Genomic DNA, 15,540 nt, shown 5'->3' with positions numbered 1-15,540 from the left:
TCCAGTCGTACAGGGAGGCGGAGCCCCCGGCCGCCCCCGGGCCAGCGGCGGCGGCATGCCCACCGCGGTCCCCCGCGGCGGGTCCGCAGGCGGGGCGGTCCGCGCAGCGCCCAGTGGCGCTGCCGGCCCCGTGGCACGGCCGGTCGCCGCGGGGGAGGAGCGGTCCTGCGATCGCTGGCGTGCCCGGGGGCGGCCGGGTCGGGAGCCGTCCGGCCGCGAGGCGTTTCCGCGGCGGGCTGAGTGGGCTGGGGTCGGCCGGGCGGCCGGGTGGCGCGCGCCTGGACCGCTGCGCGGCCCGCCGCAGTCCAGGTGGCGGACCGGGGCTGTCCCGCTCCGTGCGGCGGTGCTGCCGGCTCGCCGCGCACGAGCGGCTGAGCAGGCAGGCCTGTCGTCCGTGCGCCGGGAGAGCGGGCCGGTGCGGCCCTCTGAGCCCGGCCGGGGAGCGGGCGTCGCGGGCGGCCCGGCCGCCGCGGGGCCCGCCGCCGCGAAGGCGGGCGGCGGGCCGGGACGTGCGGTGGGTCAGGAAGTGCCGAGCGGGTCAGCGGCGTTGTTGGCGCGCTGGACGCGCTGGCGCTCGGCTTCGTCGCCGAGGATGATCGGCGCCGCGAGCCAGGCGTCGGGCAGCCCGAACCCGTCGACGAGGGTGCGCGCGTGCGGGCGCAGCCCGCGGCAGAGCTCGTCCACCGCCGCCGAGACCGCCTTGGCGCGGGTGCCCGACAGCCGCTCGTGCTCGAGGAACCAGGCGCGGTCCTCCTCGACGATGCTCAGCACGTACAGGTCGCAGACGCGCGCCATGAGCTTGGCCGTGGTCGGGTCGGTGCACCGGTCGATCGCCGCGACGAACGCCTCCAGCACCACCCGGTCCACGTGCACCCGCGCCGCCTTGAGCACGTGCTCCTGCGCCTCGTTGAACACGTCGAACGCCTGCTGCTCGCCGCCGCCGGACGCGCGGCGCAGGCGGCGCGCGAGTCCGGAGACGGTGTGCTCCTCGCGGTCCTCCAGCAGCCGCAGCTGCCACCCGCGGTCGTACAGGTCGGCCTCGTCGCCGCGGCCCGGCGCCGCCGCGACCAGCCGCTCGATCAGCGACCGCGCCGCGGTGCGCTCCACGACGCCCTCCAGCACCTGGCCGGCCACGTACCGGGCCATCCGCAGCGTGTTCAGGTCGCCGAACGCGTCCCGGTAGTCCGTGAGCAGGCCCTTGGCGAGCTGCTGCAGCAGCACCACGTTGTCGCCCTCGAACGTCGCGAAGACGTCGGTGTCGGCGTGCAGGCCGGTCAGCCGGTTCTCCGCCAGGTAGCCGGCGCCGCCGCACGCCTCGCGGCAGGTCTGGAGGGTGTCCAGCGCCTGCCAGGTGGCGACCGCCTTCAGGCCGGCCGCGCGCGACTCCAGCTCGCGCCGGTCGTGCTCGGACAGCGGACGGGCGCCGGTGGAGTGGTCGTGCAGCGCCGCGACCAGCTCCTCCTGGGCGAAGCCGAGCGCGTAGGAGCGGGCCAGCCGGGGCAGCAGCCGGCGCTGGTGCGCCCGGTAGTCGAGCAGCGGGACTTCGCCGCCGGGCCCGTCGAACTGGCGCCGCTCCTCGGCGTAGCGGACCGCGATCGCCAGCGCCGTACGGGCGGCCGTGCCGGCGCCGCCGGCCACGCTGATGCGGCCGCGCACGAGGGTGCCGAGCATGGTGAAGAAGCGGCGGCTGGGGTTCTCGATCGGGCTGGAGTAGGTGCCGTCCGCCGCCACCGCGCCGTAGCGGTCGAGCAGATCGGCGCGCGGAACACGCACCCGGTCGAAGGAGAGCCGTCCGTTGTCGACGCCGTTGAGGCCGCCCTTGGGCCCGCAGTCGCCGATGGCGACCCCGGGCAGCGGAGCGCCGCCGGCGTCGCGGATCGGCACGTAGAAGGCGTGCACGCCGTGGTCCTCGCCGCGGGTGCGCAGCCGCGCGAAGACGACCGCGGCGCGTCCGTCGCGGGCGGCATTGCCGATGTAGTCCTTGCGGGCCGCGTCATCCGGCGTATGCAGGACGAACTCTTCGGTGTCCGGGTCGTAGTCGGCGGTGGTGCGCAGCCCCTGCACGTCCGACCCGTGCCCGGTCTCGGTCATCGCGAAGCAGCCGGGCGTCTCCAGTGAGATGGCGCCGGGGAGGTAGGCGTCGTGGTGGCGGTCCGAGCCGAGGGCGGTGATGGCGCCGCCGAACAGGCCCCACTGCACGCCGACCTTGACCATCAGCGACAGGTCGCACACCAGCATCTCGAACGCCACGACGGAGGCGCCGACGTCGTCCTTCCCGCCGACGCGCTCGGGGAAGCCGAAGGCGGGCATCTCCGTCTGCGCGAGCGCCGCCAACTGCCCGGACACGCGTTCCCGGTGCTCCGCCATCCCGAGCCCGGCGACCGGAGCGAACTCCTCGCCGGTGAGCGCCTCCCGCGCCCACGCCCGCACGCCGCCCCAGCGGCCGTCCACCAGTGCCCGCAGTGCCGCGCCTCCGTCGCGCGGCTCCAGCCCCTCCGACATCGCCCCTCCGTAAGTAGTCCGGTGACGCGCCCCAGTCTGCACGTGCGGCACCCGAGACCCATTCTCCCCGTGCCCCGCCTCCCGCCGTTCCCGCCTGCCCCAGGGCGTGTTTGGTGAGCAGCTGTCCTGCTGCGCGGAGCCCTGGCACGCCCCTCGCGGCGTTCTCCTCTCCTCGGCAGGAAAACCCGCCCTGACTCCCTTCGCCGGCCTTGGTTCACCGGTGTCCCCGTGGCTCGGCTCCGGCGCGTGGAGGTGACGGCCGCTCGGCAGCGCAGCGGCAGGCGGAGTGCTGGGCGGGGGCCGCGGAGCGGAGCGAGCGCGCGGACGACGGAGTGCAAGGCTGCGTGGGGGCGGCGGATCGGTCCGCAGCGTGCGGGGCCGGTCCTTCCGGAGCGTCGCGGCGGGGCCGGCGCCATCCGGCCCGGGTGTCCGCGGGATCTGAGCGCAGCGGCGTTGTCCGGTGTGACCTGGCCTCCGAGGCCGGGGCAGTGCCTGCGGCGGGTGCACCATCCGGTGCGGGGGGTGCTGGACGAGGACGCCGGGGTCGCCCTGCCGCCGGAGTCCGGTCGGCAGGCGGACGCTCGGGCTGGCCTTTCGCCGCTGGCAGCAGGACGGCGGTGGTCGGTGCGGCGGACGAGAAGTCCCGTGGAAGATCCGGCCGAAGCGCGGCGCGTGCCGCCGTTCTGAAGCATCACGGCAGGTTCGGCGTGAAGCCCGGGCGGCGCGCCGCGGGCGCGGGTCTGCGCTGGTCCGGGCGCGGCGGGTCGGGGAGGCGCCGGCAGCCGGAGGGGTGAAAGACGCCCCATTGGGGGACAAACCGGACTGTATGTGGTTCGGCTGGGAGAAACGGGGTCGACGATGACGACCGAAACCCGGATCACCGTGCGGCGGGCGAGCGCGGGCGACACCGGGGCGCTGGCGCGCCTCGCACTGCACGGGACCGCGCTCGCCGACGGAGCCGAAACCTGGCGTTCGCGCATCTCCGCGCAGGTCGCCGACGCCTCGGTGCTGGTCCTGCTGGCCCTCTACCGCGGCGCCGTCGGCGGCTACCTCAGCGCCGGCATCGGCAGGCCGCCGGCCGGATACCCGGCACCCGGGCCCGTCGGCCGCATCGACGCGCTCGTGCTCGCCGACGACGCGCCCTGGGCGGGTGTCGGCTCCGCGCTGCTGCACAGCGCCCGCAGGAGGCTGCTCAAGGCAGGGGCGCAGCGGCTCGTCGTCAGCGTCGCGCCCGGCCACGCCCAGCAGCAGGCGTTCCTCTGGGGTTCGGGGTTCACGCTGGCTGCCGAGACCTACCACGCGCCGCTCGCGTAACAGAAGCGGACAGCGGCGGGCCGCCGCTCCGGCGGTTTCCGCCGCCGGCGAGGTTCTCGCCGGCCCGCGCCCGGGCATGGACGTTTCCGGCGCAAGCGGGGGACCCGGCGCAGCGAATCCGTCCGCGCAGGCAGCGCGCGCGGCACTCCAGCGAAGGGAGTCGGTCATGCACCGGCTGACCGAGAGCGACGTCCACGACTACATCAAGGGCATCTGCTTCAAGAACGGCCCTCCGGGGCTCGTCGGAGCCGAGGCCGAATGGCTGGTCAGAGACCCCGGCGCACCCGAACGCCCCGTTCCGCTCACCCTGCTCCGCACCCTCGTCGAGGCGGCCGGACCACCTCCGGCCGGGAGCACCGTCACCTTCGAACCCGGCGGCCAGGTCGAGCTCAGCTCCCCGCCGCTGCAGGGGCCCGCCGCGGCGCACGCCGCCCTCGACGCGGACCTCGCCCATCTCACCGCAGCGCTCACCGGAGCCGGCCTGCGCCTCGAAGGCTGCGGCCTCGACCCGCTGCGCCCGCCGCACCGCCAGCTCCAGGTCGAGCGCTACACCGCCATGGAGCGCTACTTCGACGCCGGCGGCCCCAGCGGCCGCACCATGATGTGCTCCACCGCGTCCCTGCAGGTCTGCCTCGATATCGGCGCCGACCCGGCGGACGCCGCGCGGCGCTGGCGGCTGCTGCACCGCCTCGGGCCGGTGCTCACCGCAGCATTCGCCAACTCCCCGGTCTGGCGCGGCGGCCCGACCGGCTGGCGCTCCGCGCGGTGGGCGGTGTGGGCCGGCATCGACGCGGACCGCACCCGCCCCGTCGGCGGCACCGATCCGGTGGCGGCCTGGACCGACTACGCGCTGCGCGCCCGCGTCATGGCGGTCCGCAGCGACGACGGCCCGTGGCTGCCCGGCGGCATGACGCTCGCCGAGTGGATCGCCGGCGGCGGCCCCCGGCCGCCCGGCACCGACGACCTGGAACTGCACCTGAGCATGCTCTTCCCGCCGGTTCGGCCGCGCGGCTGGTACGAGCTGCGCATGATCGACGCCCTGCCGGCGCCCTGGTGGCCGGTGCCGCTGGCCGTCGCCGCGGCCCTGCTCGACGACGCTGCAGCCGCTGAAGAGGCCGAGCGGGCCGTACACCTGCTGCACGGCCCGGGGGCGGCGGACGGCAGCACCGGCCTATGGCTGCGGGCCGCCCGAGACGCACTCGGCGACCCGCCGCTGGCCGCTGCCGCCCGCACCTGCTTCGCTGCCGCGTCCGCCGCCCTGTCCCGCGCGGGAGCCCTGCCACTGGCCGCCCTCGTCGACGCCTACCGGGACCGCTACACCGAGCGGTCCCGCTGCCCGGCCGACGACGCGGACCGCGTGCCCGCGCCCAGCGTTCTGGGTGCCAGCTGACCGGCGCACTCCGCCGCCCCGCACTCCGCCGAGGAGCCCCATGGCTAACCAGCTTCACCGCCTGCCCCATCCGCCGCAGCGGCCCGCTTGCGCTGCCCGAAGATCCCCGGACCGGCCGACGCTCCGCGGCCCGGCAGCCGGGACCCCCGCCACCGCGGGCATCCGGGCGCGGACCGGCGGGCCGGCGGTGCCGCGGCTGCGCGGCCAGCGGCCCCGCCTGGCCGCCGATCCCGCGTGCCGGGCGCGTCCCGCGGTTCCCGCAGCCGCCTGCGGCGGCCGGAGCAGGAGCGGCCCCGCCGTCCGCGGCGTGCGCAACGAACCCGCCGGCGGTTACCGCCACGGGCCGCCCGTGGATCCGGCCGCGCCGAACCCGACCCGTGCGTGCGGTGGACGGAAATCCGTCCGCCCATCGAGGAGGAGCCGATGACTGAACCGTCCGAACAGCTGCTCGGCGCGATCGCGCCGGCCGAGGATCCCGAACAGCTGCGAGCGCGGCTGGCCGAGGAACTGGAGGGCGTCCGCCGCCGCAGCGAGGGCCTCACCGTGCACGCGCTCGACGAGGACGAGCTCACCGCGCAGCACTCGCCGCTCATGTCGCCGCTGGTGTGGGACTACGCCCACGTCGGCAACTACGAGGAGCAGTGGCTGCTGCGCGCCGCCGCGGGCCGGGACGCGCTCCGGCCGGACATCGACGTCCTCTACGACGCCTTCGAGAACCCGCGTGCCGACCGGGTCCAGCTGCCGCTGCTGCGGCCCGGCGAGGCGAGCGAGTACAACGCGCGGGTGCGCCGCGAAGTCCTCGGCACCCTGGAGCGGGCGCCGCTCGCCGAACGCGGCGGCCTCAGCGCCGGCGGCTTCGTCTATGCGATGGTGATCCAGCACGAGCACCAGCACGACGAGACCATGCTCGCCACCCACCAGCTGCGCAGGGGCGCACCCGTCCTGGACGAGGCCGCCCCCGGGCCGGCGCCCGGCCAGGCAGACCCGGCCGGCCCCGGTGAAGTCCTCGTGCCGGGCGGGCCGTTCACCATGGGCACCACCGCCGACCCGTGGGCCTACGACAACGAGCGGCCCGCCCACACCGTGCATGTGCCGGCGTTCTACCTGGCCGTCCGCCCGGTCACCAACGCCGAACACGCCGCCTTCATCGCCGACGGCGGCTACACCGACCGCCGCTGGTGGAGCACCGCCGGCTGGGCCTGGCGGTGCGAGCGGGGGGCCGAGGCCCCCGCGTTCTGGCGCCGCGACGGCGGCGGCTGGCTCCGCCGCCGCTTCGGCCGCATTGAACCGCTGCCGCCCGGCGAGCCCGTCCAGCACGTGAGCTTCTACGAGGCCGAGGCCCACGCCCGCTGGGCCGGCCGCCGCCTGCCCACCGAGGCCGAATGGGAGAAGGCGGCGCGCTGGGACCCCGCTGCCGGCCGGTCCCGCCGCTACCCGTGGGGCGACACCGACCCGGGGCCCGACCAGGCCAACCTCGGTCAGCGGCGGCTCCGCCCCGCACCGGCCGGCTGCTACCCGGACGGCGCCTCGCCGCTCGGCGTCCGCCAGCTCATCGGCGATGTCTGGGAGTGGACCGCGACCGCGTTCGACGGCTACCCGGGCTTCGCCGCGTTCCCCTACCGCGAGTACTCCGAAGTGTTCTTCGGCGACGGCTACCGGGTGCTGCGCGGCGGCTCCTGGGCCACCGATCCCACCGCGGTGCGGGGCACCTTCCGCAATTGGGACCTGCCGATCCGCCGCCAGATCTTCAGCGGCTTCCGGCTCGCCCGCACGGCACCGCCGGGTGCGGGCGCTCCGGGCGAAGCGGAGGCGGGCTGATGTGCCGCCACCTGGCCTACCTCGGCCCGCCGGCGTCCCTGGCCGCACTGCTGTACGGCCGGCCGCACGCGCTGGAGCACCAGGCGTACGCGCCGCGCGAGCAGCGGAACGGCACCGTCAACGCCGACGGCTTCGGCGCCGGCTGGTACCCCGGTCCGCCGCCGGCCCCCGGCGCCCCGCTCCGGTACCGCCGGTCGCTTCCGATCTGGGGGGACGCGTCGTTCGCCGACGCGGCTAGCGCGCTGACCGCGCAGTGTGCGGTGGCGGCCGTCCGCGACGCCACCCCCGGGTTCGGCTCCGACGAGTCCGGAGCGCAGCCGTTCCGCGGCGCCGGCCGGCTCTTCAGCCACAACGGCGCGGCCGACGACGACGCCGCGCTGTTCGCCGCACTCGGCGCTCCGGTGCCGGACGTGCTGGATACCCGCGCGCCGGTCGACTCGGCTGCGGTGTTCGCCGAGGCGGTCCGGTGCTGGCTGGCGGGCGCGGACACGGCGGCCGGGCTGGCGCGCGCAGCGGTGCGCGCCGCGGCCGCGGCGCGCGGCCGGTACACCCTGCTCGCCGCGGACGGCGCCCGCCTCGCCGCGGTGGTCAGCGGCGACACGCTCTACGCCGGCCGGCTGGAGCCCTCCGGCGTGGAGTCCCGGGCGGCCGCGTCCGGACCAGGCGGTCTCCCCTCCGGCGACGGAGCCGGCGGCACCGTGCTCTCCTCGGAGCCGCTCGACAACCACTCGGCCTGGCGTCGGCTGCCCGAGGGCTCGGTGGTCGTCGCCGACGCCGGCGGCGTGCGCTGGGCGCCGCTGTCCGCGCTGGCCGCCGGCGCCGCGCCCCCGTGGACAGCGGTCGGTCTGGAACCTCCCAGCGCACCGGAACATCCCGCCGGCGGCAGCGGTACAGCGCAGCGCACGGAACAGCTGGACGGACAGCCGGCGGACACCGAGCACCCGCACCCGACATCGGAGGACCCGTGGCCGACATCGCGCGCCATCTGACCCCGGACGATCTCGGCCGGGCACTCCGCCGCGACGTCGCGGCCGGCCTGGCAGCGGAGCCGAAGGAGCTGCCGCCGAAGTGGTTCTACGACGAGCGGGGCAGCGTCCTGTTCGACGAGATCACCCGGCTGCCCGAGTACTACCCGACCCGCGCTGAGGCGGGGATCCTGCGCGAGCGCGCAGCGGAGATCATGGCGGCGGCCGGCAACCGGGTCCTGGTCGAGCTGGGCGCCGGCTCCGGCGAGAAGACCCGGCTGCTGCTGGACGCCCTCACCGCCGCCGGCCCGGGCGCCCGCTACCTGCCGGTCGACGTCAGCGGCGACTTCCTCGCCGACGCGGCCGCCCGGATCGCGGCCGACTATCCGGGCCTGGAGGTTTCCGGCCACGCCGCCGACTTCGAGACGCAGCTGGACGTGCTCCCGCCCGGAGCGCAGACGGTGGCCATCCTCGGGTCGACCATCGGCAACCTGCCGCCGCAGCCGCGGATCGCCTTCCTGTCCCGGCTCCGGCGCCTCATCACCCCTGGATCCGGCGGCCGGGGCGCCCTGCTCCTCGGTGCCGACCTGGTCAAGGACCCGGCGCGGCTGGTCGCCGCCTACGACGACGCGCGCGGCGTCACCGCGGAGTTCAACCGGAACGTGCTGCGGGTGGTCAACCGCGAGCTGGAAGCCGACTTCGAACCGGACCGGTTCGACCACGTCGCCGTCTGGGACGCCGAGCGCGAGTGGATCGAAATGCGCCTACGCGCCCGCGGCGCCCAGCGCGTCCGGGTCAAGGACCTCGACCTGGAGGCCGCCTTCGCCGACGGCGAGGAGATGCGCACCGAAATCTCCGCCAAGTTCCGCCGCACCACCCTGTCCGCCGACCTCGCCGCCGCCGGCCTCGCCCTCACCCACTGGTGGACCGACCCCGACGGCGACTTCGCCCTCCTCCTCGCCCGCCCCGCGGTGGAGTGACGGCTGCATCAAGGCAACGGAGGCTGCGCCGGTAGTCCCTCTCACTCCGTCCCGCCGCTGCGGGACCGGTGTGCGGCCTGGTGTGCTGCTGGTCGCGGGGCATCGGCTGAGACCGAGGGCTCCCGCCCCTCGGTAGCCGGCTGTCCGCTGGTCAGCGCGTCGCAGAGGCGAAAGGCGGCAGCGACGGTGCGGGGACCCGGGCCCTCGGTCGGCGGCCGGGCGCGGGCGTGTCGCGGGGCGGGTGTGCTTGCAGAGGCGGGAGAGGTTGCGGCCTCCCGTGCGAGGGAGGCCGGGTGCCAGTCGGGGCTGGTGTGACGGGTGTGAACAGTGGGGGGCCGCAGGGGCTGCAGGCGCCGCGGCTGGCGGGCCGGGTGCGGGTGGGTGGTCCGCGAACCGCTGGTAGCACCGCACCGGGGCCACGACTCCCGCCTTTTCGAGGGCGGATGCGCGGAATCCGGGGGCGTGACCGCTCCGCGGCCCATTCACCGGGCCATCTTCACTCTGCGTGGCGAGATATCGGCCCCAACCGGTCGCCGATCACTGACGGATCCCGGGTGTCCGGCGTGGGAGCCCACGCGCAGGAGGGCATCGCGTTCCTTTGTGCGGGGCGGTGCAGCCTCTCCCGCCCCATATCGCCCAAAAGCGGCCAATGCGACGCCACGGCCCGCGCCTTCGCGTCGACCGGGCGCGGAAAAGGCGGGTGGGCGGGAACCGGGCAGCGCCGCGCTGTGTGGCTCCGTGTTTGTGCAGGTCGGCGTGGCGCTAGATCGGGCTCGCCGCGCAGGGCCTGTAGGGGCAGGGCGTCTTCTGACTGGGCGGTGTTTTGCAGGCCCCCGTTGCGGTGTTCGTTTTCCTGGCATTTGCCCCCGCGCCCGCCACGCGGCCCGCCCGGGCCCCAGCTGTGCCGCGCCGTTGCTGTCGTTTCTACGCTTGTCCGACGCACTGATCATCGGTGGCCGGCTACCGAGAAGCGGGAGCCTGCGGTCTCAGCCGTCCGAGCCCGCGACCAGAAGGAACTCTGGCCGCGCACCCATCCTGAAGCGCCGGGACATCGCGGAAAGGCGGCCGGCGAAGCCGTCCATTTCTTTATGTCGCGAGTTCGTTCTCCCGGGGCCCTGCGCCGCCTCTCTACTGCCCGGCCGCGATGCCGGCCGCCGGGGCGGCCAGAGCGGTGATGCCGCCGCCGGTCAGGGTGCCGTCGGGGTTGACGGCGTAGGTGTGGATGCCGTCGTCGGCGAGGGCGTAGACGGAGCCGGCCTCTTCGTTGAGGGCGACGTCGAAGGTGTTCGGACCCGCTTCGACGGGGTCGCCCATCGGCTCGGGGCCGCTTGCGGTGACCTCCATCGGGGCCAGCGTTCCGCTGCCGTGGCCTGCCACGTAGACGTGCCCGTCCGAGGAGAGGGCGGCACCGCGCGGGTCGCGCACGCCTGCGCCGATCGCCTCGCCCTGCGACTCCAGCGAGCCGGCCCGGACCGTGTAGGCCGCAGCGGTGCCGTCACCGGCTCCGGCCGTGGACACCAGCAGTTCCGGGTCGGAGGGCGAGAACGCCAGGCCGAAGGGCTCGCTGCCGCTGGAGGGCAGCGTCCGGGGAGCGGACAGTTCGCCGTTCTCCGCCACGTCGTAGGTCGTCAGCGTATCCGTGGCGCGCTCGGCGACCACCGCGCTGCGCCCGTCCGAGGAGAGCGCCACCTGCGTCGGCTCGGCGTCGGCCGCGTTGATCGGCTGCGGCTGGCCGGCGGGTGCGGGCTTGCCCTCACCGTCCACGGCATAGGAGTGCACCGCTGGGTCCGCACCGCCGCCCGCGGTCAGCACCACCAGCCGGCTCGCCGTCGCGTCGATGCTGACCGGGGTGCCCTCGTCCATCCGCACCCGGTGTACCGCCTCCGGCGCTCCGTCGCCGGTGCGCAGCACCGACACCTCGCGGCTGCCCGCGTCGACGGCGAACAGCCACTTCCCGTCCGGCGACAGCTGCAGCGCGCCCTGCGACTCGGCCGGCTCGCCCGTTCCGGCGCCGCCGGTCGGCGTGCTGCCCGCCGGCCGCAGGCTGCCGTCGTTGGTGGGCTTGTACGCCGTCACCGTGTTCTCCTCGGCGTTGTCCAGGACGTAGACCATCCCGCTTCCGCCGCCCGCGGAAGGGGACGCGTCCATCGCGGCGTCCTGCGCGCCCCCGGCGCTTCCGCCGCCCGCGCCCGAACAGCCCGCGGCGGCCAGAACCAGCGCGCCGGCCACCGCCGCGGTCGGACCGGACCGCAGCGCCCCGTGCCCCTGCAGCATCGACACTCCTCCGTTCGCTCGCCTGCCGCGGGCCGCCCCCGCATGCCTCCACCTGGGATCTTGTCAGCGGGACCGGCCGGAACGGGTGCCGCCGCGCCCAAGCCGGCCCCGGCTGCGCCGCCGGGGCCGCCGCAGCCGAGTGGGAGGAGGGCAACAGGGCACGCGCCCGGCGGAGCCGCTGAGCAGAGCGGGCCGGTCCTCTAGGCTGGGCGCGTGATCAAGGTAGGAGTATTCGGCGCCCGCGGGCGCATGGGGTCTGAAATCGTCCGGGCGGTCGACGAGGCCGCCGACACCGAGCTCGCCGGCATGGCCGACGCGGCCGGCGAGCGCGACGCGGTCCGCGGAGCCGAGGTCGTCGTCGACTTCACCCACCCCGACGCGGTGATGGGCAACCTCCGCTGGCTCGCTGAGAACGGCATCCACGCCGTCGTCGGCACCAGCGGCTTCGACGAGGAGCGGATCAGCGAGGTGCGTGACATCCTCGCCGCGCACCCCGGCGTGCATGTGCTGATCGCGCCGAACTTCGGCATCGCCGCGGTGCTGATGATGAACTTCGCGGCCAAGGCGGCCCCCTACTTCGAGTCCGCCGAGATCGTGGAGCTGCACCACCCGAACAAGGCGGACGCGCCCAGCGGAACCGCCTACCGCACGGCGCAGCTGGTCGCCCAGGCGCGCGCCGACGCCGGGGCGGAACCGATGCCCGACGCCACCACCTCCGAGATCGCCGGCGCCCGCGGCGCCGACGTCGACGGCGTGCGGGTGCACGCGCTGCGGATGACCGGCCTGATCGCGCACCAGGAAGTGGTGTTCGGCACGCACGGCGAGACGCTGAAGATCCGCCACGATTCGATGAACCGGGCCTCGTTCATGCCCGGTGTCCTGCTCGGCGTGCGCCGCGTGGCCGACCTGCCCGAGCAGCTCACCCTCGGCCTGGAGCCGCTGCTCGGCCTGGACTGAGACGACCCGCCCGAACCCGGCCACGGCGCCCCGCACCGGTGTGCGGGGCGCCGTCGTGTGTGGCCGGCGCCGTGTCACACACGGTCAGGGGCGCGCACGCGCGGGCGTCATGCTATCTTCCGTATCAGCCGATGATCCGATGACCCGCGTGCCCGCTGTGACGTGGCCGTTCGCGCGCCGATCTGTGCCGCCGCCGCCACTACGCCCGCACGCCTCGGACGAGCCGTACCCGTGCTCCGACGAGTCTTCACACCGCTGTCATCGGCTCGAAACGCCGTATCGCCTCCGTCGGCCATCCTGGCCGACGGCTGCCTTCGTTGTGCGCTGTGTCGTTGTGCGCTATTCGTGCGCTGTGGAGGATCGATGTTCTTGACCCCGTCAGATCGGGAGAAACTGCTACTGAGCGTGGCCGGAATGGTTGCGCGGGACCGGATGGAGCGCGGGGTGCTGCTCAACTACCCCGAAGCCGTCGCCCTGCTGTCCTGCTGGGCGGTGGAGCGCGCCCGCGAGGGCGCGACCGTCGAGCAGCTGATGGCCGACGGCCAGCACGTGCTGACCGCCGACCGCGTCATGCCCGGGGTGCCCGAGATGGTGGACCACGTCCAGGTGGAGGCCACCTTCCCGGACGGCCGCAAGCTCGTGACGCTCAGCCACGCCATCCGCCCGGCGGACGGCACGGAGGCGGGGGACCCCGCCGACGCCCCCGGCGCCCTGCACCTCGGCGAGGGCGACGTGCCCATCAACACCGGGCGCGAGGTGCGCACGGTGGTCCTGCGCAACGACGGAGACCGGCCGGTGCAGATCGGGTCGCACATCCACCTCGCCGACATCAACGGCGCCGTCGCCGTCACCAGCACCGACGGGGCAGGGTCGGACGGCGACCGCTCGCTGGCCACCGGCTTCCGGTTGGACATCCCGGCCGGCACCTCGCTGCGCCTCCAGCCCGGCGACGAGCGCATGGTCCAGGCGGTCCGCCTGGGCGGCCGCGGCATGGTGCCCGGCATCCGGGTGCGCAGCGCCGGAGAGGTGATCGCCGCCGACGGCGCAGTCGCCGCCGCAGCAGCGGAAGGCGGCAGCCTGTGACCGGCATCCCCCGCACCGAGTATGCGGCGCTGTACGGCCCCACCACCGGCGACCGGGTGCGCTTGGGCGACACCGACCTGTGGATCGAGGTCGAGGAGGACCGCTGCGCCGGCGGCGACGAAGCCGTCTTCGGCGGCGGCAAGTCGATCCGCGAATCCATGCTGCAGTCCGCCGCCACCCGCGCCGAGGGCGCCCTCGACATGGTCATCACCAACGTCGTGGTGCTCGACCACTGGGGCATCGTCCGCGCCGACGTGGGGGTGCGCGGCGGCCGCATCACCGCGGTCGGCAAGGCCGGCAACCCCGACACCGCCGACGGCATCCACCCCGACCTGGTGATCGGCCCCGGCACCGAGGTTCTGGCCGGCGAAGGCCGGATCCTCACCGCCGGCGGCATCGACTCCCACGTGCACTTCCTCAACCCCGAGGCGCTCATCGAGGGCCTCGCGAGCGGCGTCACCACCGTGATCGGCGGCGGTACCGGACCGGCCGAAGGCAGCAAGGCCACCACCGTCACCCCGGGGCCGTGGAACCTGGAGCTGGTGCACCGCGCCCTGGACGACGTGCCGGTCAACGCGGTCATCCTCGGCAAGGGCAACACCGTCGGCTTCCCGGCGCTGCGCGAGCAGGTCATGGCCGGCGCCGGCGGATTCAAGGTGCACGAGGACTGGGGCGCCACGCCCGCCGCGATCGACGCAGCGCTCCGCGCCGCCGACGCCTTCGGCATCCAGGTCTCGCTGCACGCCGACAGCCTCAACGAGGCCGGCTACGTCGGCGACACCCTCGGGGCGATCCGCGGCCGCGGCATCCACATCTTCCACTCCGAGGGCGCCGGCGGCGGGCACGCACCGGACATGATCGTCGTGGCGGGCGAGGACAACATCCTGCCCTCTTCGACCAACCCCACCCTGCCGTTCACCGTGAACACCGTGGCCGAGCACCACGACATGCTCATGGTCTGCCACCACCTCAACCCCGACGTCGAGGCCGACGTCCAGTTCGCCGACTCCCGAATCCGGGACACGACCATGGCCGCCGAAGACCTTCTCCAGGACCTCGGCGCGATCTCCATGACCTCCTCCGACGCCCTGGCGATGGGCCGGTCCGGCGAGGTCGTGACCCGCACCTGGCAGGTCGCCCACGTGATGAAGGCGCGGCACGGCCGGGCCGGCTCGCCGCTGCCGGCCGACAACGAGCGGGCCCGCCGCTACGTCGCCAAGTACACCGTCTGCCCGGCCGTGGCAGCGGGCATCGGCGACGAGGTCGGCTCGATCGAGCCGGGCAAGCTCGCCGACCTGGTGCTGTGGGACCGCGCCTACTTCGGCATCCGCCCGGCCGCGGTGGTGAAGGGCGGTGCGGTGCTCATCGCCCCCCAGGGCGACCTCAACGCCTCCATCCCCACCGGCCAGCCGATGCTGCTGCGGCCCGGCATCGCCGCCGGTGCCGCAGCCGACCTGTCGGTCTCCTTCGCGGCGCCCGCCGCCCTGGACGCGGGCCTCGCCGACCGGCTCGGGCTGCGCCGGCGGCTCGTTCCGCTGGCCGACACCCGCGGCCTGACCAAGGCGGACATGCCCAACAACACGGCGTGCCCGGAGATCACGGTGGACCCGGAGACCTTCCGGGTGGCCATCGACGGCCGCGATGTCGACCCGGACGGCGCCGACGGGCCCGTCTCCGAGCTGCCGCTGGCGCAGCGCTACTCGCTGTTCTGACCGGGGCCGCGCCCCGCACCGGCAGCCCCCTGCCGCGCACGGAACCCGCCCGGCACGACGGCGCGGGGCCGCCCCCGCGCCGCGGTTTCCGCGCAGCCTCGCCCGCTCGGCCCGGGGGACAGCCGCCATCGGCGGCACCCGGGCCGGGGCTGTGCGCCCGCCGACCGAAGAGAAAGGAGCACCCGTGGGCACCGACGGCACGGCCCGCCCCGCCGATACCGGAGCGCTCGGCACCCTGCTGCTGGCCGACGCGCGGCTGCCCACGGGCGGCCACGCGCACTCCGCGACGCTGGAGGCCGCCCTGGAGGCGGGCCTGTCCGAAGAGCGGATCCCGGAGTACCTGCGGGGTCGGCTCGCCTCGATCGCGGTCACCGAGGCGGCCGCCGCGGTCGCCGCGCTCCATGCGGCCCGCTCCGCCCCCGCCGACTACGGCCCGGTGCAGGCCGCGCTCGCCGCGCGCACGCCCAGCCCGGCCCTTCGCGAGGCGTCGGCGGCGCTCGGCCGCGGGCCGGCCCGGCTCGCCTGGCGGCTCGCCGCCGAGCACC

The 15,540-nt window shown here is 75.5% G+C and carries 11 protein-coding genes; 9 read left to right on the top strand and 2 right to left on the bottom strand.

Annotation, left to right across the window (positions count from 1 at the left end; translation table 11 throughout):
* Nucleotides 1-519: 519 nt before the first annotated feature.
* A complete protein-coding gene (locus ACYVGT_RS03495; RefSeq protein WP_460854909.1) occupies nucleotides 520-2,502 on the bottom strand; it encodes an acyl-CoA dehydrogenase family protein in 1,983 nt (660 codons plus the stop codon).
* 858 nt (nucleotides 2,503-3,360) lie between these two features.
* Between ACYVGT_RS03495 and ACYVGT_RS03490 the strand changes: the two genes are divergently transcribed.
* From ACYVGT_RS03490 to egtD, 5 genes are all read left to right on the top strand, one after another.
* The gene (locus tag ACYVGT_RS03490; RefSeq protein WP_460854908.1) at nucleotides 3,361-3,816 is read left to right on the top strand and encodes a GNAT family N-acetyltransferase; all 456 of its coding nucleotides are present in this window, start codon (nucleotides 3,361-3,363) and stop codon (nucleotides 3,814-3,816) included.
* Nucleotides 3,817-3,982: 166 nt separating this feature from the next.
* The gene (egtA, locus tag ACYVGT_RS03485; protein WP_460854907.1) at nucleotides 3,983-5,206 is read left to right on the top strand and encodes an ergothioneine biosynthesis glutamate--cysteine ligase EgtA; all 1,224 of its coding nucleotides are present in this window, start codon (nucleotides 3,983-3,985) and stop codon (nucleotides 5,204-5,206) included.
* 423 nt (nucleotides 5,207-5,629) lie between these two features.
* Nucleotides 5,630-7,024: an ergothioneine biosynthesis protein EgtB gene (gene egtB / locus ACYVGT_RS03480; protein ID WP_460854906.1), complete on the top strand. Its 1,395-nt coding sequence runs from the start codon at nucleotides 5,630-5,632 to the stop codon at nucleotides 7,022-7,024.
* Nucleotides 7,024-8,013, top strand: a complete 990-nt coding sequence (locus tag ACYVGT_RS03475) for a class II glutamine amidotransferase (protein ID WP_460854905.1) — start codon at nucleotides 7,024-7,026, stop codon at nucleotides 8,011-8,013. Before egtB ends, ACYVGT_RS03475 begins: the two co-directional genes overlap by 1 nt.
* Entirely contained in the window at nucleotides 7,989-8,969 is a 981-nt protein-coding gene (gene egtD, locus ACYVGT_RS03470; RefSeq protein WP_460854904.1) for an L-histidine N(alpha)-methyltransferase, read from the top strand. The genes ACYVGT_RS03475 and egtD overlap by 25 nt, the downstream gene beginning before the upstream one ends.
* 1,128 nt (nucleotides 8,970-10,097) lie before the next feature.
* Here the strand turns inward: egtD and ACYVGT_RS03465 are convergent.
* On the bottom strand, nucleotides 10,098-11,243 hold the full coding sequence (locus ACYVGT_RS03465) for a beta-propeller fold lactonase family protein (protein ID WP_460854903.1): 1,146 nt from the start codon (nucleotides 11,241-11,243) through the stop codon (nucleotides 10,098-10,100).
* Nucleotides 11,244-11,456: 213 nt separating this feature from the next.
* On the opposite strand from ACYVGT_RS03465, the gene dapB reads away from it, so the two are divergent.
* The 4 genes from dapB to ACYVGT_RS03445 form a co-directional block, all read left to right on the top strand.
* Entirely contained in the window at nucleotides 11,457-12,200 is a 744-nt protein-coding gene (gene dapB / locus ACYVGT_RS03460; protein WP_460854902.1) for a 4-hydroxy-tetrahydrodipicolinate reductase, read from the top strand.
* Nucleotides 12,201-12,563: 363 nt separating this feature from the next.
* On the top strand, nucleotides 12,564-13,283 hold the full coding sequence (locus ACYVGT_RS03455; RefSeq protein WP_460854901.1) for an urease subunit gamma: 720 nt from the start codon (nucleotides 12,564-12,566) through the stop codon (nucleotides 13,281-13,283).
* On the top strand, nucleotides 13,280-14,995 hold the full coding sequence (locus tag ACYVGT_RS03450; RefSeq protein WP_460854900.1) for an urease subunit alpha: 1,716 nt from the start codon (nucleotides 13,280-13,282) through the stop codon (nucleotides 14,993-14,995). Before ACYVGT_RS03455 ends, ACYVGT_RS03450 begins: the two co-directional genes overlap by 4 nt.
* A 184-nt stretch (nucleotides 14,996-15,179) precedes the next feature.
* Nucleotides 15,180-15,540: urease accessory UreF family protein (locus tag ACYVGT_RS03445; RefSeq protein WP_460854899.1), on the top strand; the 361-nt coding region annotated here is incomplete at its 3' end.

It is taken from the genome of Nocardiopsis coralliicola (assembly GCF_054779695.1).
The sequence above is the reverse complement of the archived record's forward strand: the minus strand, read 5'-3'. Positions and strand labels throughout refer to the sequence as shown.

Bases quoted from the DNA above. Each gene is read 5' to 3' on its own strand.
- ACYVGT_RS03495 (WP_460854909.1), bottom strand. From the start codon at position 2,502: ATGTCGGAGGGGCTGGAGCCGCGCGACGGAGGCGCGGCACTGCGGGCA.
- ACYVGT_RS03490 (WP_460854908.1), top strand. From the start codon at position 3,361: ATGACGACCGAAACCCGGATCACCGTGCGGCGGGCGAGCGCGGGCGAC.
- egtA (WP_460854907.1), top strand. From the start codon at position 3,983: ATGCACCGGCTGACCGAGAGCGACGTCCACGACTACATCAAGGGCATC.
- egtB (WP_460854906.1), top strand. From the start codon at position 5,630: ATGACTGAACCGTCCGAACAGCTGCTCGGCGCGATCGCGCCGGCCGAG.
- ACYVGT_RS03475 (WP_460854905.1), top strand. From the start codon at position 7,024: ATGTGCCGCCACCTGGCCTACCTCGGCCCGCCGGCGTCCCTGGCCGCA.
- ACYVGT_RS03465 (WP_460854903.1), bottom strand. From the start codon at position 11,243: ATGCTGCAGGGGCACGGGGCGCTGCGGTCCGGTCCGACCGCGGCGGTG.
- ACYVGT_RS03455 (WP_460854901.1), top strand. From the start codon at position 12,564: ATGTTCTTGACCCCGTCAGATCGGGAGAAACTGCTACTGAGCGTGGCC.